Here is a 22,153-nt window from a genome sequence, read left to right as displayed (position 1 = left end):
GCGACACAAGAAAATCCCGACAGGAAATCCTGCCGGGATCTTTTTTATCCATTTTTTTCTATTCCGCTGTTCCGGTATCCGCCGGCGGCGTGACCGGTTCGGATGGTGTCGTGGAACCGCCATTATCGCCCGTACCCGGATCGGTGGATGGCGGCGTGGTTGTCGTTCCATCTCCATCGCCCGTGCCCGGATCGGTGGCCGGCGGCGTGACCGGCTCGCTCGAGCCCGTGTTTTCGCCTCCCGTGTCCGGCACATAGTCCGGCTGGGAAGGGACGTAATAATCGTAAACCGGCGCTTGCGGAACGACGATTTCAATGTTGTTGGTTTGCGCCCGCTGTTCGGAAGCCCCCGCGTTGGAAGAATCCACCCGGTCGATGCCGTAGTACACGCTGTACGGGTTGAGGCGGTCGGCCGCGGCGCTCGTAATCATGAACTCGCTGACGCTTTGATCTTTCGGGTATTTGATCGTGCATTGCGGGTTCGTGCTCAAGTTGAACGCGAAGTTTTTCATCGGCGACGAGTCGTACATGCGCTGGTAGGCGTTGTACACTTTCACGATGTCGTCAGGACTGAGCAAGTAGCAGCTCAGCGGCAGACTTGGCATCGAGACGGTCGTCAGCGTCGCGTCCGTTCCGCCCTTGAGTGTGATCGAATCCACGCTCCACGGCTTCACGTCGCGCAGCTGTTTGGAAACGAACGACTGGATGGCCGAAAGCGGCATGTTGGTCGCCACGTATTTGCTGGCGACATTCATCAAGTCGTTGATGTGGGAAATGCCTTCGGCCGTCGTCAGCTTTTTCATGATCGCCTGAATGATTTGCTGCTGGGCGTTTTCGCGACCCGTCGTGCCATAGCCTTCCGTCTTGCGGTGGCGGGCGTAGGCGAGCGCCTCTTTGCCGTTGAGCGTCTGCATTCCCTTTTTCAAATAAATCTTGTCGCTCTTTTTAAAGCTGCGGTTCTCGTCTTGCTCGTTGAAGTCGATTTTGACATCCACGTCCACGCCGCCCAGCGCGTCCACGATATGGATGAGCGACTGGAAGTTCACCTTGGCGTAGTAGTCGATGTCGATGCCAAACGCCTCCTCGATGCCCTCCATGCTGTTGAGGGCGCCGTCGTTGCCCAAATGCGTCAGCTTGTCCGACCCGTTTTCCAAAGCGGGATTAGGCACGTAGCTGTCGCGCGGAATCGACACCGTCGTCATCTGGTTGTTTTGCGGATCCACCATCACGAGAATGTTGACGTCGCTGCGCGCGTCGATCGAAGGATCGTCCCCTTCGTCGATGCCGGCCACGTAGACGACAAACGGCTCTTTGGAAATGTCGATGTTCGACGTCACCGGCGTGATTTCGCGCTCGGCCTTGAACGTCTCGATCGTCTTGGTGTCCTTTTCAATCGACTTGTACTCCTCGCGCAGCAGCGAGATCCGGTTGTGCGGAATGAGCAGGCCGTCGATCTCGCCGGCCTGCAGCTTCTCGTACAGTTGCTGGTAGTCGTTCATGTCCACGTACTCGACCGTGGCGGTTTGCGTGTTGATGTCCGCCATCGCCGCGCTGGACGCAAACGAGTCCGCGTGGTTCGAGTAGCCGATTTTCTTTTTGGCGAAATCCTCGACGGAATCCAGACTGGAATCGGCTTTCGTGAGCAAGTCGATCTGGATCACGCTTTGTCTGGCGGACGTGATGTCGTTGAGCGTCACGTACGTGTTGTTGAGCGTGTAGGCGCCAAAACCGGCCCCCGCGATATACAGCAGCAGGACGATTCGATACAGCGTCGCTTTCCAGCCGCCGCTTTTTCGCTTGATCAGCAAAATGAGCAAAATCAAAACGAAAGCGAGCAGGACGCCGGCAATGCTGAGCACGATTTGCAGTTCGAACATGCTCAAACGATATAGACAAAACAGCAAAAAGACCGTCACGGCCAAAGCCAGGACCCATTCGATCCAGTCCAGCCATTTTTTCGGCGTTTTCGGTTTCTTCGGTGTCGTATCTATAGGGGGTTGATTCAGGACGGATACGTCCTTCTTTTTCACTTTTTTCATAAAATCACCAAGTTTATAGTACCATCTTTGCACCCAAAAGAAAATTCCGAAACGGGAAACCGGGGCGGATTCGGACAAATCCAAGAATTTCCCGAGCGAAACCATGAAGTATGGTAAAATGAAGAACGGTGATAAATTATGCTTGAAACAAGTTTACATACATTAAACGAGCCGCAGCGCGAAGCCGCGACGACGATCGACGAGCACGTGCGCATCATCGCCGGCGCCGGATCGGGAAAAACCCGCGTCCTGATGGCCCGCATCGCGTACTTGATCAACGAAGTCGGCATCCTGCCATGGCGCATCATGGCCATCACGTTCACGAACAAAGCCGCCAACGAGATGAAAGAGCGGTTGCGCGCCATGATTGGCGATGTCGCTTCGGATGTGCGCATCTCGACGATCCACTCGCTTTGCGTGCGCATCCTGCGCGAGGACGGACAGGCGCTCGGCTACCCGAAATCGTTCGCGATTCTCGATCCCGACGATCAAAAGTCCATTTTGCGCCGGCTCGTCAAGGAAAACGGCATCGACAAAAGCGAAGCCGCGCCCGGCGCGGTCATTTCCTATATTTCCAACAACAAGTCCTCGGACGTCTCCGTCGAGCAGGCCCAGAAGCTGGCCGGGCGGCACCACAAGACGTTCGCCTTCTTGTACGAGCACTACGAAAAGACCCGCAAGGAAATGAAAGCGATGGATTTTGACGACTTGCTCTGGGAAACAGACCGCTTGCTCAAAACGGAGCCGGCGATCCGCGACAAATGGCAAAACCGGCTGGAGTACATTCACGTCGACGAGTTCCAGGACGTCGATCCGATCCAGTATTCCATCATCCGGCAGCTTTGCGCGCCCGCGACCCGGGTGTGCGTCGTCGGCGACCCCGACCAGACGATTTACACGTGGCGGGGCGCCAGCGTGGATATCATTTTGCGCTTCGACCAGGATTTCGTTCCTTGCCGCACCATTATTCTTAACGAGAACTACCGTTCGACCCGCTCCATTTTGGAGGCGAGCAACCAGCTGATCGCCAACAACATGGACCGCATCGAAAAGGAGCTGTTCACCAGCCGCGAGGAGGACGAGCCCATCGTGTACCACGAGGCAATCGAAGACAGCGAGGAGCCGTTGTTTGTCGCCCGCAAGATCCAGGAATTCCACAAGCAGGGTGTCGCCTACAACGACATCGCCATTCTGTATCGCTCCAACTACTTGTCGCGCGCTTTTGAAAAGGCGTTTCGCTCGATTGGCCTTCCGTACCGCATTTATGGCGGCATCCGCTTTTACGAGCGGCAGGAAATCAAGGACATCTTGTCGTATTTGCGGCTTTGCACGGATGTTGACGAGGACGATCCGGACCGCTTCGCGCTCGATCTGGCCGTGACGCGGGTCATCAACGTGCCCAAACGAAGCATTGGGGAAAAGACGCTCGACAAAATCCGGGCGCAGGCGTCGGCCGAGCATTTGAATTTGTACGACGTCCTCTCGCATCCGGAAGGGTTCGCCAAGTCGACGACCGCCAAGCTCGTCAAGTTTTACGACATGATCGAGGACTTGAAAGCCATACGGCACGCGTCCGGACTGCTGGCGATGTTTGACGCGCTGCTGGAAAACAGCGGCTACAAAGCGATGCTGGAAGGGACCAAAGAGGAAGACCGGCTCGAAAACATCATGGAGCTTCGTTCCGATATCGCCGACGCCCTCAAAGCCGATCCGAACACGACGCTCGAACAGTATTTGCAGGATATCGCGCTCTTTACCGACAAAGAGCAGGAAGGCGCTGGCGAAGGCGGGGTGACGATGATGACCGTCCACGCCTCCAAAGGGCTGGAGTTTCCGGTCGTGTTCGTCGTCGATCTCAACGACGGCATCTTTCCTAGCGGCCATTCGCTGGACGAGGGAGGAAAACGGGCTTTGGAGGAGGAGCGGCGGCTGTTGTACGTCGCGATGACCCGCGCGAAAAAAAGCCTGGTCGTCACATGGAGCAACGGATTCAGCTACGTGCTTCAAACCTTCAAAACGCCATCGAGGTTTTTGATGGAGCTGCCGTACGCCAGGCAAAGCGCGCCGGTTGCCGCGCCGTCTTCCAAAAATAAAAAAGCGGCCGGCAAATACCGCCGGGGCGATGTGGTCGATCACGACAAGTACGGCCAGGGCGTTGTCGTCGACATCGACGGGACGGTTGGCAAAGTGGCGTTTGGCCACAAATTCGGCATCAAAAAAATCGACTTGTCGCATCCCTCGATCCATAAAGCATGATGGAACCGGTCCGTTAGTGGTATAATTAAGGTTCAAGGTGGAAATACAATGAGGACACAACTGACAGAACAACAACGAATCGAACAGCTGCGAAAGCTGCTGGAAAAATACGCCATAGAATATTACGACAACGACGCGCCCAGCGTCAGCGACCAGGAATACGACCGCCTGATGCAGGAGCTCATCGCTTTGGAGGAAAAGCATCCGGAACTGGACGATCCCAACTCGCCAAGCCGCCGCATTATCGGCCAGGTCATGGAAGGGTTTGAAAAAGTCGTCCACGCCCAGCGCATGCTTTCTTTGGGCAACGTCTTCAACAAAGAGGAAATCGAAGAATTTGTCAACCGCGTCGCCAAGGAGGCGAAGGACCCCGAATTTGTCGTCGAATGCAAGTACGACGGACTGGCCATGTCGCTGGAATACGAAAACGGCCGCTTCGTGCGCGCCGTAACGCGCGGGGACGGCGTGACGGGGGAGGATGTCTCTAACAACGTGCGCACCATCGCCAGCATTCCGATGTACATCGACACCAGGGAACGCGTCGAGGTTCGCGGCGAAGTGTATATGCCGAAAAAGAGCTTTGAAAACCTCAATACGCTGCAGGCGACGCTTCATTTGCCGCTGTTCGCCAATCCGCGCAACGCGGCCGCCGGCTCGATCCGCAATTTGGATTCGACGGTTTGCCTGCATCGCAAACTCGACGCGTACTGGTATTATTTTCAAAACGCCCGCGATTTTGGCTTGCGCACGCAGGAAGCGGCGCTGGACGCGATGAAAGACATGGGCTTCCGCGTCAATCCGATTCGCAAGGTGTGCAAAACCGCCGACGAGATTTACGATTTCATCGAGGAAATCGGCCGGCAGCGCGGCGAGCTTCCGTACGAAATCGACGGCATGGTCATCAAGCTCAACGACCTCGAGGACCAGCAGCGCATGGGCATTACCGCCAAGGCGCCCCGCTACGCGACGGCGTACAAGTTTCCGGCCGAAGAAGTGCAAACCCGCCTTCTGGACATTTTCGTCAGCGTGGGCCGGACCGGCCGGATCACGCCCAACGCCGTTTTGGAACCAGTCCGCGTGGCGGGCACGCTCGTTTCCAAAGCGACGCTGCACAACGAGGACATGATCAAGTCCAAAGACTTGCGAATCAACGACATCGTCGTCATCCGCAAAGCGGGTGAAATCATTCCGGAAGTCGTCAAAAGCGTGCCCGAGCGCCGCGACGACACCCAGATCCCCTACCAGTATCCAACCGACTGTCCGGTGTGCGGCAGCAAGCTTGTCCGGCTCGAAGGGGAGGCCGAGCATTTTTGCATCAATCCGGACTGCCCGGCCCGTATCGTCGAAAGCATGATCCATTTCGCCTCGCGCGACGCTATGGACATCGACTCGCTCGGAGACAAAAAGATCGAACAGCTGCACGAGTGGCATTTCCTGAACTCGATCGAGGACATTTACCGCCTGCATCGCCGCCGCGAAGAGCTGCTGGAAAAGAAGGGGTATTCGCAAAAAGGCGTCGACAAGCTGCTGGAGCACATCGAGGCGTCCAAAAAAAGGCCTCTCGCCAACTTGCTTTTTGGATTAGGCATCCGGCTGGTCGGCAAGAAGGGAGCCGCGATTTTGGCGGAGCACTTTGGCAGCATGGACGCCATTCGCGCCGCCAGCGAAGACGAGCTGGCCGCGGTCAAGTTTATTGGCGGCGTCACCGCGCAAAGCATCCGCGCCTATTTCTCGGAGCAGGAAAACGTCGAGCTGATCGAGTTTTTGAAGCGGGAAGGCGTGAACATGACGCAGGAGCGCGTCGAGAAAAAAGAGTCGGTTTTCACAGGAAAAACGGTGGTGCTGACCGGCAGGCTCAAGATGGCGCGCAACGAAGCGAAAAAGATTCTCGAATCGCTTGGCGCCAACGTCGCGGGTTCCGTTTCGAAAAAGACGGACTATGTCATTTACGGCGAGGACGCCGGCAGCAAGCTGGCCAAGGCGCAGGCGCTCGGGGTGCCGCAAATGAGCGAGGAGCAATTCGAACAGGAGGTGGACAATGCGAAAGCGTAAACGCTGGCCGCTGGCCGCGCTGGCTTGTCTTTGTCTGACGGGCTGCGACATCGCCAACACGCGCGACGCGTCGTATTTGACGTCGGGCGACTACACGGCGGCGCTGCCGTTTCAGGAAAACGACACGCGCGTCAAGCACGTTTCCCTGATTTCGGATATGGATGTGCGTATGCAAATGGAGGAAGGGCTGATGGACTTGTCCAGGCAGTATTTCTCGCCTAACGACGTCGCCTTCCGCTCCCACACGTTTTTGGACTATGACGAGCTGGACGCCACGGATGGCTCGCGCGGCTTGCTTGGGACGCTGCGCGACGGCAATCCGAACGGCTTGAATCCCAACGCCAACGAGGAGTTCGACACCGGCAACGGCGTCGTGCAGGGCGGGATCATCCTCGTGGATATTTACGAGCTGGACTGGTACGCCAACGACCGCCTGGCGGGAATTTCGCTAGGTTTGATCGTCAACGACAAGATCAACTACAACAACCAGGACTACGAGATCACGCCCGAGAAGATGGAAAACTATTTGAATGTCACGTTCAGCAAGCTTGTCACGTACATGCGCGAGCGCTTTAACGAGGTGACCGTCAACGTGCCGATTTTCGTGGCGGCCTACGAGCTCGATTCCGATCCGCTCACGTCTTCGCCAGGCGGGTATGTGTATGATGGCTACTTCGATGGAACGAACAGCACGTTCCACAACCTCGACCAGACGCAGGCGACGGTGCCAAGCGCGAAATTCACCGAACTCGACCCGGAAATGGCGGCCGATTTTACGGAATTTAAAAACGCGCTGCTCAATGTCCTGCCCGACGCCACGTACGTGACGGGCGAGGCCAAGCTGAACAAGGGCGTGACGCAAAAGCTGTCGCTGACGGTGACGGCCCACGGCAAGACGCTGGCCGAAGTCATGGCCATCACGCAGGAGGCCAAGGAAAAGATGAATTTGTTTACCGATACGGAGTGCGCGTATGTGGTTACGGTCAAAAACGACGACGATGTCTACGCCCTCATGCGGCGGGCCAAGGACTCGACGAACGTGCTCATCACAACGGCGATATAAAAGGAGAAACAATGGAAAAATTCAGCAACGAATATTTTAAAAAACTCGCGAACGATTTGAAATTCGATCTCAGCGACGAGGAAATCGAGGCGTTGAAAAAGGATTTCATCGCCCTGGAACAGCAGGTGGAGCTGTTTGATTCGATCGACACGGCAGGCGTGGAGGCGATGGTGTACCCATTCGAGACGCCGACTGTCTACGTGCGTGAGGATGTCGTCGAGGAAGTGCTCGACCAAAAAGACGCGCTGAAAAACGCGAAAGATGTCAGAATGGGACATGTCCATGTTCCGAAGGTGGTAAAGTAGGATGAAGATCAATGAACAACGCAGCGCGAGCGAAACGATCGCGCGCATGAAAGCGAGCCAGCCGGTGCTCAACGCCGTCGTTTCCTTTTACGACGATCCAAAACCGGAAAGCGAAACCGGAAAGCTGGCGGGCGTGAACGTCGTGCTCAAGGACAACATCAACACGAAGGATCATGTCACGACGGCCTCGAGCCGGATTTTGGAAAACTATGTCCCTGTTTACGACGCGACGATCGTGAAAAAGCTCAAAGACGCGGGCGCCGTCATCGTGGCTAAAGCGAGCATGGACGAGCTGGGCATGGGCGGAACGAACAAAAACGCGCTCACAGGCGCCGTGCACAATCCATACGATCCGTCCCGGATCTCGGGCGGAAGCTCGGGCGGAAGCGCCGTGGTCGTGGCGGCCGATCTGGTGCCGCTTTCGATCGGAACCGATACGGGCGACTCGATTCGCAAGCCGGCCGCCTACAACGGGGTCGTGGGCGTCAAGCCAACGTATGGCCGCATTTCCCGCTATGGCATCATTCCTTACGCCAGCTCGCTGGATCACGTGGGCTATTTCACGACGAACGTCAAAGACGCGGCGCTGGCGCTTGAAGTGTTGGCGGGCCGGGACGACCACGACATGACGTCGTCCAACGAGCCGGTGGGCGCGTACAGCGAGGCGCTGAATGGCGACTTGAGCGGAAAGACGATCGCGATTTTCAAGACGGTCAACGACGAGGTGCAGGACGAAACGATCCGCTCGGCGTTCGCGGCGCTCGAGGAAAAACTCAAGGCGGCCGGCGCGACGTTGGTGGAGCGCGAAATGCCGCGCGAGTACATGGAGCTGATCGCGCCGGTTTACCGGACGATCGCCAACGCGGAAGCGACCGCGAACCACTCCAACTTGGATGGCATCCGGTTTGGACGACGTGTGGATGGCGACTCGGTGGAAGATGTGATGACGCGCTCGCGGACCGAAGGATTTTCCAGCTATGTCCGGGCGCGGTTCGTGATCGGCTCGTATTCCTTGTTTGAGGAAAACCAGGACCGGCTGTTTCGCAAGGCGCAAAAAATCCGCCGTCTGCTGGTGGACGCGTACGCGAAGATGTTCGATGGCGTGGATGGCGTCCTTTCGATCGCGGCGCCGACGATCGCGCCGCACATCGAGGAGAGCGCGGACTTGCGTTTTGGCGCTTCGTCTTTCGCGGAAGAGCATATGCAGCTAGGCAACTTTTCCGGTTATCCTTCGATGACGCTGCCGCTTGGCAAAGAGGATGGCATGCCGTTTGGCGTGCTGCTGGCGTGCAAGCCGTTTGAAGAGCAGACGATGTTCGACTTGGCGCAAGGCATCGAAGAGCTGACCGGACTGGCCAATCAGGTGAAAGAGGGGTAGAGCATGAGCAACTATTTTGTAACGATCGGAATCGAGATCCATTGTGAATTGAAAACGAAAACGAAGATGTTCTCCAGCGCGCCGACGTCGTTTGGCGAGGTGGCCAACACATGCGTCAACGAAATCGACCTGGGCCATCCGGGAACGCTGCCTTGTGTCAACAAGCACGCGATCGAGCTGGCGATCAAGGCGTGCACGGGCATGCACTGCGCGATCGACCCGCTTGTGCGTTTCGACCGCAAAAACTACTACTATTCCGATTTGCCAAAGGGCTATCAAATCACCCAGCAGTTTTTCCCGATTGGAAAAGACGGCTACGTGGAAATCGACGTGGATGGCGAAAAGAAAAAAATCGGGATCGAGCGCATTCATATGGAAGAGGACACCGCCAAGCAGTTCCATAAGGAAACGGGAACGTATATCGACTTCAACCGGGCGGGAACGCCATTGATTGAAATCGTGTCGCGGCCGGATATGCATTCGGCCAAGGAGGCGGCGGCCTATGTGGAAACGCTGCGCAAAAACCTCTTTTATCTCAACGTGTCGGATGTGAAAATGGAAGAGGGAAGCATGCGCTGCGATGTGAACATTTCCCTAAGCGCCGATGAAAACACGCTGGGAACGAAGGTGGAGATCAAAAACCTGAACTCGATCGCCAACGTGCAAAAGGCGGTACAGGCGGAAATCGAGCGGCAGTCGGCGCTGCTGGACAGTGGCGAAGAGGTGGAGCAGGCGACGCGTCGTTTTGACGAGGCGCAGAAGACGACGATCCTGATGCGGAAAAAAGAAGGCAACGTCGACTACAAATACTTCCCGGAACCGAACATTTTCCCGATTCAGCTGGACGCGGCGTGGATCCAAAACATCCAGGACCATTTGGAGGAGCTGCCGGACGCGCGAATCGAGCGGTTCATGCGCGACTATGGATTGAACGACTACGACGCTGGCGTGCTCGTGGCGGACCGGGCGATGGCCGACTACTTCGAGGCGGTCGCGAAGCAGACGAAGGAAACGAAGAAGGCTGCCAACTGGATCATTGGCGACATGTCGGCGTGGCTGAACAAAAACGCGAAAAATTTCGAAACGATCGAAGTCGAGCCGCAGGCGCTCGCTACGCTGATCGACTTGATTTCCAAGGGCGAGATCAGCGGCAAGCAAGGCAAGGTCGTGTTCGAGGAAGTGATGCTGGGCAAGGATCCAAAACAAGTCGTCGAGGAAAAGGGCATGAAGCAGGTGTCGGACGACGGCGCGATTTTGGCGCTCGTCAATTCGGTGCTGGATGCCAACCCGCAATCCATCGAGGATTATAAAAACGGCAAGGACCGGGCGATTGGCTTCCTTGTCGGGCAAGTGATGAAAGCGTCGAAAGGACAGGCGAATCCGAAGCGAACGAACGAGCTGATTCGTGAAGAGCTCGCCAAACGATAGGAGAGAAAGATGCCGGATTTAAAAAAATTCCAACTGAAAAAGAAAACGCCGTCGAAGCAGAAGGTGAAGCAAGGGCATAAGCTGGTGTGGCTGACGTTGATCATTATCGCGATTCCGTGCGTGCTGGTCGGGTACGTGCTCATTACGAGCATGGAGCAGCAAAACCAGCCGGTCGTGGGCAACCGGTTCCAAAAAGGGGACATCGACCCGAAGATCACGCAGGACCAGCTCGACCAGCTTCAGGCGAGCCTGAGCGAAATCGGAGGCGTGGAAGGCGTGACGGTCAACTTGAAGTCGGCGACGTTGCGCGTCCATCTCAACGTCATGGACGACGCGAGCCAGGATCAAATCAACGCGATCGTGGACGAGGCGTACAACCGCGTGGCCGCGATTTTGCCAATCGAAACGTACTTCACAAACAACGAGAACGGAAAAATGTACGATTTGGAAGTGGATGGCTACAACTATTTGGTGGACGAGGCCCATCCGCAGGAAAGCCAGATTTACATCAAGGTGACGAAGACAGGCGCGGGCAACCGGGTGACCGACTACCTGACGCAGCCAAAAGACCAGGATCTTGTCAACCAGATCGTGCGGCAGTAAAACACAGAGGAACACTTCGACGAGGTGTTCTTTTTTTGAAAGGAGAAAATCAAACATGATCAACATCTTGATGAACACGAGCATGATCGACGAGAAATGGTGCGTGCCGGTTTTGAAGAAGGCGCTCAAGCCGGGCATGAAAGTGTGCGTCGTGGCGCTGTCGTTTTTTGACGACACGAAAACCGGGGCCGACTGGAACCGGCAGTTCGCTCCGGGACAGGGCATTTGGTACCGCAGCAACCACGACGTGTTTTTTCGCTACGGCATCCGCGACGAGGACATTTCGTGGATTCGCTATTTTTCGGATTCGACCGAGGACATGCGCCGGAAAATCGAACAGGCCGACGTGCTCATGCTGACGGGCGGCGCGCCTGATCTTGCGATGAAGCGAATCAAGGAAAAAGGATTGAAAAAAGCGCTGAAGCGCTTTTCGGGCGTCGTGATCGGGTACAGCGCCGGGGCGATGATGCAGCTGGACCGCTACCACATCACGCCCGATGCGGACTATCCTGATTTTTCGTATCAAACCGGTTTGGGATATGTGAATGGTTTTGACATCGAGGTGCACTACGCCAACAACGCGCATCAAAACGGATATATCGAAAAGGTGCGGCAGGAAACCGGCAAGCCGGTGTACGCGATGTACGAGGATGGTGGCATTCTGATCGACGAAGATCGAAAGATCACATGTTTTGGCCGGGTCGATTTGCTGGAATGAGAAAATAATGCGAAAAAAGGAAGGACAAATGCTGGATGAACGCCGGGAGCCCTTCCTTTTTTGCGCTTTTTTAACTTTTTTTAAAATATTGTCCGGTTTTCTCTCGTTTTGTCGTATATAAAACATTCATTGGGAAGGAGGAAAAACGGTGCCATACACAAGAAAGACAAACGATCAGAAAGGAGCAAACAACGATGGCGTATCCATTTGGACCGGAACAAAAACCCGAAACTCCACCCTATGCTGTGCTACAATGTAAGCGGCAGGACACCTCGATCGCGCAGGCTGTCCACAACACGGAAAACCAGTCGCAATACGACGCGGCGTGCAAACGCCTGCTGTCCGAAAAGATCATTCTCGCCTGGATTCTGAAGGAATGCGTGCCCGAATACAAGGACAAAAAGATCGACGACATCATGCACAAATACATCGAAGGCGTGGAAGTGTCGGTGGTGCCGGTGCAGGGACCACGCATTCATGGAGATAATACCGAGGATACGGATCTGTATGTGGGAACGATACGCTACGATATCTTCTTTCGAGCCCTGCTTCCCAAAGGCCAAGGAAGGATGCTTTTGCTGATCAATGTGGAAGCGCAAAACAAGGAGAATGAAAAGTACCTGCTCGTATCGAGGATGATGTACCATTTAGCCAGACTGGCGTCCAGTCAGCATGGGGTGGAATTCACCCATGACGACTACGGAAACCTGCAAAAGGTGTATTCGATCTGGATCTGCATGGACGCGCCAAAGAGCCGCGCCAATTCGATGAACGTGTACGAGATGACGGAAAAACAAGTGGCGGGCAACGTGAAGCTGAAGAAGTCGGATTACGACTTGATGACGGGGATCATGTTGTGGCTTGGGGATCCGGGATCGGAAAAATACGATGGAATCTACAAGCTGCTGCACACGCTGTTGTCCAACAAGGTAAAGGAACCGAAGAAACGGCAGGTGCTGGAAGAGGAATTTCACATACCCATGAGCGAGAAGATGGAAAAGGAGGTCAGCGAGATGTGCAATTTAAGTCAGGGGATCCTGGAACAGGGGATGGAGAAGCAAAGACTTATCGACGAGCGGAAAATAGAGCGGATCCAAAAGAAGATGGAGAAGCAACAAAAGAAAATGGAACGCCAAAATATCCAAAAGATGAAGCAGCTCTTAGCGGCCGGCGTCGACAAAACAACGATCGCCAGCGTGTTTGACTGCTCTTTGGAAGAGCTTGAAGGGTTGTCTAAAAAGAAATCCCGATAGCGGAAAGGAAGGACATGTGCCTTCTTTTTTTTGTTTTGTAGAAAGCGAAAAAGAAGATGCCGTTTCCGGCACCTTCGATAAAATTATTTTTTAAATGTGACGATCGCCTTGAACAAATCGCCGTCGATGTCGATCTTGAACTCGCCGTTTTGGATCTCGGTAAAGCTTTTCACGATCGCAAGACCAAGACCGCTGCCGATTTCATGCCGCGACTTGTCGCCACGCACGAAACGTTCGACGATTTCGTCCGGATCGAAGTCGAGCGGCTGGCTCGAAATGTTGCGGTACGTGATCGTGACAGTGTCCGCTTCCTCTTTCACGTCGATGAACACGCGGGTGTTGTCCATGGCGTATTTGGAAATGTTGCCAATGAGGTTTTCGAAGACGCGCATGGATTTGTTTGGATCCAGCAGGAGCGTCACCGGATGATCCGGGTGCTTGTAGACGACTTGCAAGTCTTTCTTTTCCCATTCATCCAAATGCTCGGCCTGCACCTGGCCGATGAGTTCCACCAGATCGACGGGCTGGCGTTCCAGCTGGATATTGCCCGAGTTCGCCTTGGACACGTCGAACAAGTCGACGACAAGCTGGTCGAGCCGGTTCGTGTAGCCCTCGATTTTTTGACCGTATTCCTTGAGCTTTTGCGGGTCGTCCGTCGTTTCCAGCAGCTCGACGTACGTCTTGATGCCCGTCAGCGGCGTCTTCAAGTCGTGCGACACGTTGGAAATGAGCTCGGTTTTCATATTTTGCGACTGGATGCCTTCCTTCAGCGCGATCTCGAAGCCGCTTTTGACTTGCAGCAAGGTATTGTAGATGGACTGGAACGGACCGACCGGATACGGCAGCACCTTGTCGAAGTCGCCGGCCGCGATTTGCCGCGTCGCCGCCAGCGTCTTTTCGTAATCCGCCTTGATGCGCTTGTAGTATTGAAAAAACTTGATAAAGCCATACGTCATGAGCAGCATCGCCACGATCCAGCCCAATGGCGCGATCGCGAATAAAATCGAAACGACGACAAGGGAAGCGACCATCGCGATGACGATTTTATCCAAATTGTGCCGTCCAAGATCGAGGGCGAAAAGCGCGTCCGTTTTTCCTTGCACCCAGTGGATGATCCCAAACAGCCACGTGTCGCGCTGGATGAAGCGGCCGATTCCCTCGCAAAAGATGCGCTTCAAATACACAAGAACCAAAAAGTAGGAGCCGTAAACGAGCGACCACACAAACCAAAGCAGCGTGTACAGCGCCTTGTAAATGTTGCCCTGAAGCAAGCCGTCAAACAGCAGGCTTTTGCCGTCCATCAAAGAGGCTTGCGACAACAAGATCACGCCCATGAACAAAAACGTGAACAACGTGCCGTAAAAGAGGATGGAAGGCTCGAGCTTCCATTGCAGCGTCTTGCGAACGAGCGGCGCCTCCTTTTCGTCCTTGTATGGAAACAACAGCACAAACAAGCCAATCAGGGCGAGCGGCACGCAAGCCGCAAGCAGGATGCAAGGCATCATGTACGAGTCGTAGTCGATAAACGAGGCCACGTATCCGCCATCGTTGACGAGCGGATCCTTGAGCGTGTATTCGAACGTGAAGCCGGCCGGCAGCGGATTGATCGTGTAGCCAACCTGCTCGCTGCCATAGTCCCAGCCCAAATGATTCATGATTTGCTGTTCGAGCGTTTCGACCTTCGTCGCCTGCCGGGCGTTTTTCAGCGCGTCGCCATCCAAATTGCCGGCGCTCTCTTTTTTGTAGGAAGCCTTGAATTGAAAGTTCGAATCGTCCTCCAGAAGATGGCGCGATTCCAGCACAAGCCCCTCGACTGCCTGCTCGACCATGTTGCGAAGCTCGGTCGGAGCGTTGTCCTCGAACGTGATGATTTCGTAGTCGGGATCCAGCTCCCTGGCATAGGAGAGCGCCATCGCCTCGATGTCCTCGTTCAGGCTTTGCTCGCCCCAGTGCGTCAGCGTGGAAGGCAGCGTACGCCCCTGGCCGATGGCGTACGTCGCGATCGTGGCGAAACCAAGTGTCAAAATGCAGGCGATCGTAAAGAAAATCTTGTTTTTTTTCATCCGTCAATCCTTTCTAAGCTTGTAGCCGACCCCCCACACAACCTGAATGTACATCGGCTTTTTCGTGTCCAGCTCGATCTTTTCCCGCAGCTTGCGGATGTGTACCGTAATCGTGTCGGTCGTGATCGCCTCCTCCTGCCAGATGAGCTCGTAAATCTGCTGGGCCGAAAACACCTGGTTAGGATGGCGCATAAGCAACTCGAGAATCGCGAACTCCTTGGGCGTCAAGTGCACTGGCGCCCCATGCGCGGACACTTCCTTGGTCAGCGGATTCAGCTCCAGGTCGCCAATGACGAGCGCGTCCCCCTCGGAGGCGCCACCCGACTGCAAGGCGAGAATTTGCTCGTAGCGACGCAGCTGGGCGCGTACTCTGGCAATGAGCTCCATGCTCGCGAACGGTTTGGTGATATAGTCGTCGGCGCCAATCATCAAGCCGTTGATTTTATCCATGTCCTCGCTTTTCGCGCTCAAAAAGATGACGGGAAAGTCGTACGTCTTGCGCGCCTGCACAACCATTTGAATGCCGTCCATGACCGGCATCATGATATCCACGATTGCCAGATGGATGGGATGCGTTTTCATTTTTTCCAGTCCGTCGGCTCCGTTTTCCGCCAGCACGACTTCATAGCCCTGGTTTTCCATATAAATGCCAATCGCCTCGCGGATGCCCTGGTCGTCCTCCACGACTAATATTGTATGTTCCATATATTCTCCTCCTCGCTTTCCTGCATCGGATGCAGAAGGAATCCGGCGCAAACCCACAAGATTCCAAGTCCGATTCCAATCCATTTTATCATTTCCATCGTTATCACCTCAATCAAAGGAGAGCGAAATGAATGTTGCGCGAAGGGCGCTCTCCTTATGGACGTACTATACGAAAACTTTCTAAGCAGAAACGACAGGATTTTCTAAAGATTTCCTAAACATGAAAAAAGTCCCGGAAAAACCGGGACTCTTGGGTTAGTCGAGCTCGAACGCGCCCGTATACAGCTGGTAGTACGTGCCTTTTTGCTTGATCAGGTCGTCGTGGTCGCCTCGCTCGATGATCCGGCCCTGGTCGAGCACCATGATGGCGTTCGAGTTTTGGATCGTCGACAAGCGGTGCGCGATGACGAACACCGTCCGGCCGCTCATGAGCTTGTCCATGCCTTCCTGCACGATGCGCTCGGTGCGCGTGTCAATCGAGGACGTCGCCTCGTCGAGGATGAGCACCGGCGGGTTGGCGACAGCCGCCCTGGCGATGGCGATCAGCTGGCGCTGGCCTTGCGAAAGCGACTCGCCCGAACCGGAAATGACCGTGTTGTAGCCATGCTCGAGATGGCGGATGAACTCGTCCGCGTTGGCGAGTTTGGCGGCCGCGACGCATTCCTCGTCCGTCGCGTCCAGCTTGCCGAACCGGATGTTTTCCATGATCGTGCCGGAAAACAAATTCGTATCCTGGAGCACGATGCCAAGCGACCGGCGCAAATCCGGCTTCTTGATCAGCTTGATGTCGATGCCGTCGTACGTGATCGAGCCTTTTTGAATGTCGTAAAAGCGGTTGATCAAATTCGTGATCGTCGTCTTGCCCGCGCCCGTCGCGCCGACAAAGGCGATCTTTTGTCCCGGCTTGGCGAACAGCGAAATGTCATGCAGGATGACTTTCTTTGGCGTGTAGCCAAACGTCACGTCTTCAAAGCGCACATCGCCTTTGAGCTCGACGAGCTCCACGTGGCCGTTGGGACGCGGATGCCGCCAGCACCAGTGGCCGGTGCTTTCCACGCATTCGACCCAGTGTCCGTTTTCGTCGCGGACGTTGACGAGCGTCACGACGCCATGGTCCTCTTCGCTTGGCGCGTCGAGAATGGCGTACACCCGGTTGGTGCCGGCGCCCGCCATGATGACGGCGTTGATTTGCTGCGAGATTTGCCCGATCGGGTTCGTGAACTGCCGGTTGAGCAGCAGGAACGAGGCGATCGTACCAATCGTCATGCCAAACATGCCGTGCAGTGCGAACCACGCGCCGATAAAGGCCGTGAGCACGTAGGAAACGTAGCCCAGGTTCATGACGATCGGCATGAGGATGTTGGCGAACTTGTTCGCTTCGGTGCTCGCCTTGCACAGCTTGTCGTTGACTTTTTCAAAGTCGGCGATCGACTGCTGTTCGTGGGTGAACACCTTGATGACTTTGCTGCCTTCCATCATTTCCTCGATGAAGCCGTTCACTTCTCCCAGCGTCATTTGCTGCTCGCGGAAATACTTGCCCGAGCGGCGGGTGATGAAGCGGCTTGTGAAAATCATGACGGCGCCCATGAAAATCGTGATCAGCGTCAGCGGGGCGCTGAGCATGAGCATGGAAATGAGGACGAACACCATCATCGACAGCGACGAGATCATTTGCGGCAGACTTTGCGAAATGAGCTGGCGCAGCGTGTCGGTATCGTTGGTGTACACCGACATGATATCGCCGTGGGCGTGGGTGTCAAAGTAGGCGATGGGCAGCGATTCCATGTGCTTGAACAACGACTCGCGGGTGTCGTTGAGCGTGCCAAGCGAAATGTTGATCATCAGCCGGTTCCACGTGTACGTGGACACGATGCCCAAGCCGTAAATGCAAGCCAAATACAAGATGGCTTTCGCCAGCGGGCCGAAATCCGGCTCGCTCATGATGGTCAGCGGCGTGATGTAGTCGTCGATGAGCGTCTGCAAAAAGACGCTGCCATACACGTTGGCGATCGCCGAAACGAGAATAAGCAGGAAGACGATCAGGCATTGGACCTTGTAGCGGCGAATCGTTTCCTTCATGACGCGTTTCAATCCATTTAAGTTGTTTCCAATCATTGTTCGTCCTCTCCTTTCTGCTGGGCCTCGTACGTCTGGCGGTAAATCTCGTTGGTTTTCAACAGCTGCGCATGCGTGCCCAGACCCGCGATCTTTCCATCGTGCAAAACGAGGATTTGATCCGCGTCCTGAATGGAGCTGATGCGCTGGGAAATGATGATCCGCGTCGTGTCGGGAATTTTTTCCAGAAACGCCTGCCGGATCAGCGTGTCGGTGCGGGTGTCGACCGCGCTGGTCGAGTCGTCCAAAATGAGGATTTTCGGCTTTTTCAGCAGCGCGCGCGCGATACAAAGACGCTGGCGCTGGCCGCCGGACACGTTCGTTCCGCCTTGGGTGATGTACGTATGGTATTTGTCCGGCATGCGCTCGATGAATTCGCTGGCTTGCGCGAGCCGGCACGCTTCCTCGATTTGCGCCTCGGTCGCGTCCGGGTCGCCCCAGCGCATGTTGTCGAGAATCGTCCCCGAGAACAGCACGTTTTTCTGAAGCACCATGCCGACGTTGTCGCGCAGCGTTTTCAAATCGTAGTCGTGCACGTTGACGCCGCCCACTTTCACGCTTCCCTTCGTCGTGTCGTACAACCGGGGAATGAGCTGGACAAGCGAGGACTTCGCCGAGCCGGTCGCGCCCAAAATGCCAAATGTCGAACCGGACGGAATCGTCAGGTTGATGTCGTCGAGAACGTATTCGTTCTCGTCGTTTTCAGCGTAGTTGAAATACACGTGCTCAAAGCGCACATCGCCGTTGTCCACGTGGCGCACGCCGTCTTTTGGCGACTCCAAATAGCTGACCTGAGTGATGACTTCGGTAATTCGCTTGGCGCTGGCAATCGACATGGACACCATGACGAACACCATCGAAAGCATCATGAGCGACATGAGGACGCTGGCCGTGTACGTGAACAGCGACATGAGCGTGCCGACTTCCATCGAGCCGCCGACGATTTGTCTGGCGCCAAACCACGAGATGCCCAGCGTCAGGGCGTACATGGAAAACTGCATGACCGGCGAGTTCCACACGAGCAGTTTCTCGGCTTTTTTGTTGATGACGTAAATATCCTGACTCGCCTTGTCGAAGCGGCTGATTTCATAATCCTCGCGCACGAACGACTTGACGGCGCGGATCCCGGTGATGTTTTCCTGAATGTCCTCGTTGAGCTTGTCGTATTTCTTGAACATTTTCTCGAAAATCGGCCGGACAAGGAAGATGATGCCAAACAAAACGATGACGAGCAAGGTGACGATCACAAGGAAGATGCAGCCGATGACCGGCGAAAGAAAGAACACCATCCCCATGGAAAAAAGAAACATGAGCGGGGAACGGACGCAGGCGCGGATGATCATCTGGAACGAGTTTTGCACGTTGGTGACATCCGTCATCATCCGGGTGATCAGTCCGCCCGTCGAATATTCGTCAATATTGGAAAACGCGAAATTTTGAATGTTTCTGAATTCGGCTTCGCGCAGGTTTTTCGCGAAGCCCGCCGAGGCGATGGCCGCGTATTTTCCGGATTTGGCGCCGGCCCACAACGCCAGAAACGCGCACAGCAGCATGAGTCCGCCGTACATCCACACTTTGTTCATGTCGTGCTGGTTGATGCCCTGGTCGACCAGCAGCGACATAAGATACGGAATCAGGACGTCGAAGATGACTTCGAAGGCGACGAAGATCGGCGTCTTGATCGCGTCAGTTTTGTACTCTTTCAAATGGGAGAGTAAGGTCTTTATCATTTTTTTCCTCCTTTGCTTCCTCGATGACGTTGTTCATGACTTTTTCAAGAAGCAGCGTCAGCTGGGCTTTTTCCTCGTCGGAAAGCCCCTTGGTGAGAATTTGATCCACATATTCTCGCTGTTTCGTAAATTGAGCACACAGTTCCTCTTCATCGAACGTGGAGCGGATGCGGTGGATCCGTTTGTCTTTTTTGCTTTGTTCCCGCACGATGTAGCCTTTTTGCTCCAAACGATTCAGGATGCCTGTGACGGTGGGATTGGAAATGTGAAAATAGTTTTCGATGTCCCGTTGAATGATGTCGTTTTCCTTGTTTTTGGCAAGAAAGAAAAGGACATCGCATTGCGATTTCGTCAGGCCCATGGATTTCAGTTTGCGATTCATGATTTTTTCAATTTTATGCGACGTGCTTCGAAAGAAAAAACCGAGCGGATAGGTGTTTTGCGGCATAAGCGCTCCTTTCTAGGAAATATATAGTGTGCTAGGCTTAATTATAGTGCGCTATATATTCAAAGTCAATCGTTTTTCCTCCTCGCGTTTTATGGTACGGCGAATCGCGCGAAATTGCCGGGAAAACGCAACAAAAAAGAAAAACAAGGGAAAGAAAAAGATGTTTGTGCTACGATGGAGCTATGAAAAAGAATGAACAATATACCGTGGAATGCCTGTCGCTCACGGATCTGGGCGCGGGCGTATGCAAAGTGGACGGACAAGTCGTCTACGTGTATGACTTTCTTCCGGGCGAGCAAGCCGACATCCGGATCATAAAGACGTACTCGAAATACGCCATCGGCAAAGTGGTGGCGCTCCATAAAAAAAGCGAGGCGAGAACCGATCCGGTTTGCCCGGTGGCGAAGCGATGCGGAGGCTGCCAGATGCAGTCGGTCCGCTACGAGGCGCAGTGCGGCTTCAAAAACAAGTGGATGCGCGACTTGTTCAAAGATGGTGACGTGCGGCCGATCCTTCCGGCAAAAGAGCCGCTTTTTTACCGCAACAAAGCGCAGTTTCCGGTTTCCGTCCAAAACGGGCAAGTCGAGATGGGGTTTTACCGCCCGCGATCCAACACGATCGTCGACACGACGCAATGCTGGATCCAGTCCAGGCCGATCAACGAGATTTTCGCCTGGATCAAGACGCACTTGTCCATCGCGCAAGCCGAGGCGCTGCGGCACGTGATGATTCGGGTTTCCAGCCAAACCGGCGAGGCGCAAGTTGTGTGGATCGGTCGTGAAAACATCGGTCTGGACGACTTGACGGCTCGAATGGTCGAGCGGTTCCCGGCCATTCAAAGCGTCGTGTTCAATGAGAACCGGCGCGCCGACAACGTGATTTTGGGCGAGACGTACACCGTCCTGCATGGCCGCGACTGGATCGAGGAACGATGTATGGGCAATCGGGTCAAGCTGCATTTCAAGGCGTTTTTTCAAGTGGATCCCGCCCAGATGGAGGCGTTGTATCAAACCGCGATCGACCTGGCGGACTTTCAAGGCGATGAAACGTGCGTCGAGTTGTACGCGGGAACCGGCACGATCGGCATGGCGATGGCCGGCCACGTCAAAGAAGTGGTGGGCGTCGAGATCGTGCCCGAGGCGGTGGAAAACGCCAACGAAAACGTCCGGTGGAACGGGTTGGAAAACTGCCGCTATGTTTGTCAGGATGCCACGGCGTTCGTTGGCGAGTATGCCGGGGCGTGCGATGTGCTCGTCGTCGATCCGCCCCGCAAAGGCATGAGCGAGGAAGGCATCTGCCACATCGAAAAGCTGGATCCCGAAAAGATCATTTACATTTCGTGCAATCCCAAGACGCTCAGGCGCGATGTGGAGCGTCTGGCCCAAAGCGGCTATCGCTGCGAAATCATCCAGCCTGTCGACATGTTTCCGTATACGACGGGTATCGAGTGCGTGGCGCGGATCGTGAAGGAACGCGAATGAGCGCGCCGTCGTTACAAACCGGACGGCTGATTTTGAGAAAATTCACGCCGCGGGACATGGAGGCGCTGTTTCAAATTTTGAAGGACGAGGAAGTCAACACGTTTTTGCCGTGGTATCCGGTCAGGACGATGGCGGAAACCGTGCGGTTTTACGAAGAGCGATTCGCTTCGAATGCGCGGGCGTACGCGATTTGTTTGCGGGAAGACGACAAGCCCATTGGCTATATTCAAGTGGGGGAGGAAGAGCCGTACGATCTTGGCTATGGACTTCACCGGGAATTTTGGCGCCAGGGTATCGAGTGCGAAGCGGCGGGGTGATGAAAAAAGCCGGGATGCGCTACCAGTACTCTTACGAAGAACAATGGCAGCCGAAAAACATTCCGGTGGTCTTTCGGATGTACCAGCTGAATTTGCAAGGCGACGAGTCTTTTGTTTATCGAAAATACAAGGACAAGGCGCCGGCGTGGTTTGTCGAGCCGGACGCATGAATCAAAAGAAAAAGAACCAGGACATGCCGG

The 22,153-nt window shown here is 55.0% G+C and carries 18 protein-coding genes; 12 read left to right on the top strand and 6 right to left on the bottom strand.

The features are described from left to right. Positions 1–58 precede the first annotated feature (58 nt). Positions 59–2,038: an LCP family glycopolymer transferase gene (locus E5336_RS02810; RefSeq protein ID WP_168353524.1), complete on the bottom strand. Its 1,980-nt coding sequence runs from the start codon at positions 2,036–2,038 to the stop codon at positions 59–61. Between the two features lie 138 nt (positions 2,039–2,176). Here E5336_RS02810 and E5336_RS02805 point away from each other — a divergent pair, with 138 nt between their 5' ends. From E5336_RS02805 to E5336_RS02765, 9 genes are all read left to right on the top strand, one after another. Next, on the top strand, positions 2,177–4,294 hold the full coding sequence (locus tag E5336_RS02805; RefSeq protein WP_135979576.1) for an ATP-dependent helicase: 2,118 nt from the start codon (positions 2,177–2,179) through the stop codon (positions 4,292–4,294). Between the two features lie 48 nt (positions 4,295–4,342). Next, positions 4,343–6,346: an NAD-dependent DNA ligase LigA gene (gene ligA, locus E5336_RS02800; protein WP_135979575.1), complete on the top strand. Its 2,004-nt coding sequence runs from the start codon at positions 4,343–4,345 to the stop codon at positions 6,344–6,346. Then, a complete protein-coding gene (locus E5336_RS02795; protein WP_135979574.1) occupies positions 6,333–7,409 on the top strand; it encodes a CamS family sex pheromone protein in 1,077 nt (358 codons plus the stop codon). Before ligA ends, E5336_RS02795 begins: the two co-directional genes overlap by 14 nt. An 11-nt stretch (positions 7,410–7,420) precedes the next feature. Next, positions 7,421–7,714 (top strand): Asp-tRNA(Asn)/Glu-tRNA(Gln) amidotransferase subunit GatC, encoded by a 294-nt coding sequence (gene gatC, locus E5336_RS02790; protein ID WP_135979573.1) that lies wholly within the window; start codon positions 7,421–7,423, stop codon positions 7,712–7,714. A 1-nt stretch (position 7,715) separates the two neighbouring features. Beyond that, a complete protein-coding gene (locus E5336_RS02785; protein WP_135979572.1) occupies positions 7,716–9,092 on the top strand; it encodes an amidase family protein in 1,377 nt (458 codons plus the stop codon). Between the two features lie 3 nt (positions 9,093–9,095). After that, on the top strand, positions 9,096–10,520 hold the full coding sequence (gene gatB, locus E5336_RS02780; protein ID WP_135979571.1) for an Asp-tRNA(Asn)/Glu-tRNA(Gln) amidotransferase subunit GatB: 1,425 nt from the start codon (positions 9,096–9,098) through the stop codon (positions 10,518–10,520). Positions 10,521–10,529: 9 nt separating this feature from the next. Then, a complete protein-coding gene (locus E5336_RS02775) occupies positions 10,530–11,123 on the top strand; it encodes a hypothetical protein (RefSeq protein WP_135979570.1) in 594 nt (197 codons plus the stop codon). A 55-nt stretch (positions 11,124–11,178) separates the two neighbouring features. Further along, positions 11,179–11,841, top strand: coding sequence for a Type 1 glutamine amidotransferase-like domain-containing protein (locus E5336_RS02770; RefSeq protein ID WP_135979569.1), 663 nt, complete (start codon positions 11,179–11,181; stop codon positions 11,839–11,841). A gap of 194 nt (positions 11,842–12,035) precedes the next feature. Further along, positions 12,036–13,094 carry a hypothetical protein gene (locus E5336_RS02765; protein ID WP_135979568.1) on the top strand — a complete coding sequence of 353 codons (1,059 nt, stop codon included), beginning with the start codon at positions 12,036–12,038 and terminating at the stop codon, positions 13,092–13,094. 83 nt (positions 13,095–13,177) lie between these two features. Here the strand turns inward: E5336_RS02765 and E5336_RS02760 are convergent, their stop codons facing one another. The 5 genes from E5336_RS02760 to E5336_RS02740 form a co-directional block, all read right to left on the bottom strand. Then, positions 13,178–15,157: a sensor histidine kinase gene (locus E5336_RS02760; RefSeq protein WP_135979567.1), complete on the bottom strand. Its 1,980-nt coding sequence runs from the start codon at positions 15,155–15,157 to the stop codon at positions 13,178–13,180. Between the two features lie 3 nt (positions 15,158–15,160). Further along, on the bottom strand, positions 15,161–15,862 hold the full coding sequence (locus tag E5336_RS02755) for a response regulator transcription factor (RefSeq protein ID WP_135979566.1): 702 nt from the start codon (positions 15,860–15,862) through the stop codon (positions 15,161–15,163). A gap of 255 nt (positions 15,863–16,117) precedes the next feature. Next, on the bottom strand, positions 16,118–17,977 hold the full coding sequence (locus E5336_RS02750; RefSeq protein ID WP_135979565.1) for an ABC transporter ATP-binding protein: 1,860 nt from the start codon (positions 17,975–17,977) through the stop codon (positions 16,118–16,120). After that, the gene (locus E5336_RS02745) at positions 17,974–19,707 is read right to left on the bottom strand and encodes an ABC transporter ATP-binding protein (protein ID WP_135979564.1); all 1,734 of its coding nucleotides are present in this window, start codon (positions 19,705–19,707) and stop codon (positions 17,974–17,976) included. Before E5336_RS02745 ends, E5336_RS02750 begins: the two co-directional genes overlap by 4 nt. Beyond that, complete coding sequence (locus tag E5336_RS02740) at positions 19,664–20,155, bottom strand: MarR family winged helix-turn-helix transcriptional regulator (protein ID WP_135979563.1); 492 nt, start codon at positions 20,153–20,155, stop codon at positions 19,664–19,666. The genes E5336_RS02745 and E5336_RS02740 overlap by 44 nt, the downstream gene beginning before the upstream one ends. Positions 20,156–20,337: 182 nt before the next feature. On the opposite strand from E5336_RS02740, the gene rlmD reads away from it, so the two are divergent. From rlmD to E5336_RS12550, 3 genes are read left to right on the top strand one after another with little or no spacing between them, the layout of a single operon-like run. Next, on the top strand, positions 20,338–21,636 hold the full coding sequence (gene rlmD / locus E5336_RS02735; RefSeq protein WP_135979562.1) for a 23S rRNA (uracil(1939)-C(5))-methyltransferase RlmD: 1,299 nt from the start codon (positions 20,338–20,340) through the stop codon (positions 21,634–21,636). After that, positions 21,633–21,953, top strand: a complete 321-nt coding sequence (locus E5336_RS02730; protein WP_277820753.1) for a GNAT family N-acetyltransferase — start codon at positions 21,633–21,635, stop codon at positions 21,951–21,953. Before rlmD ends, E5336_RS02730 begins: the two co-directional genes overlap by 4 nt. Next, complete coding sequence (locus E5336_RS12550; protein ID WP_277820752.1) at positions 21,953–22,123, top strand: hypothetical protein; 171 nt, start codon at positions 21,953–21,955, stop codon at positions 22,121–22,123. Before E5336_RS02730 ends, E5336_RS12550 begins: the two co-directional genes overlap by 1 nt. Positions 22,124–22,153: the final 30 nt, after the last annotated feature.

Origin of the sequence: Dubosiella muris (assembly GCF_004793885.1) — a bacterium.
Classification (GTDB): Bacteria; Bacillota_I; Bacilli_A; order Erysipelotrichales; family Erysipelotrichaceae; genus Dubosiella; species Dubosiella muris.
Note: the sequence above shows the minus strand (reverse complement) of the source record. Positions and strands in the feature narration are given on the sequence as shown.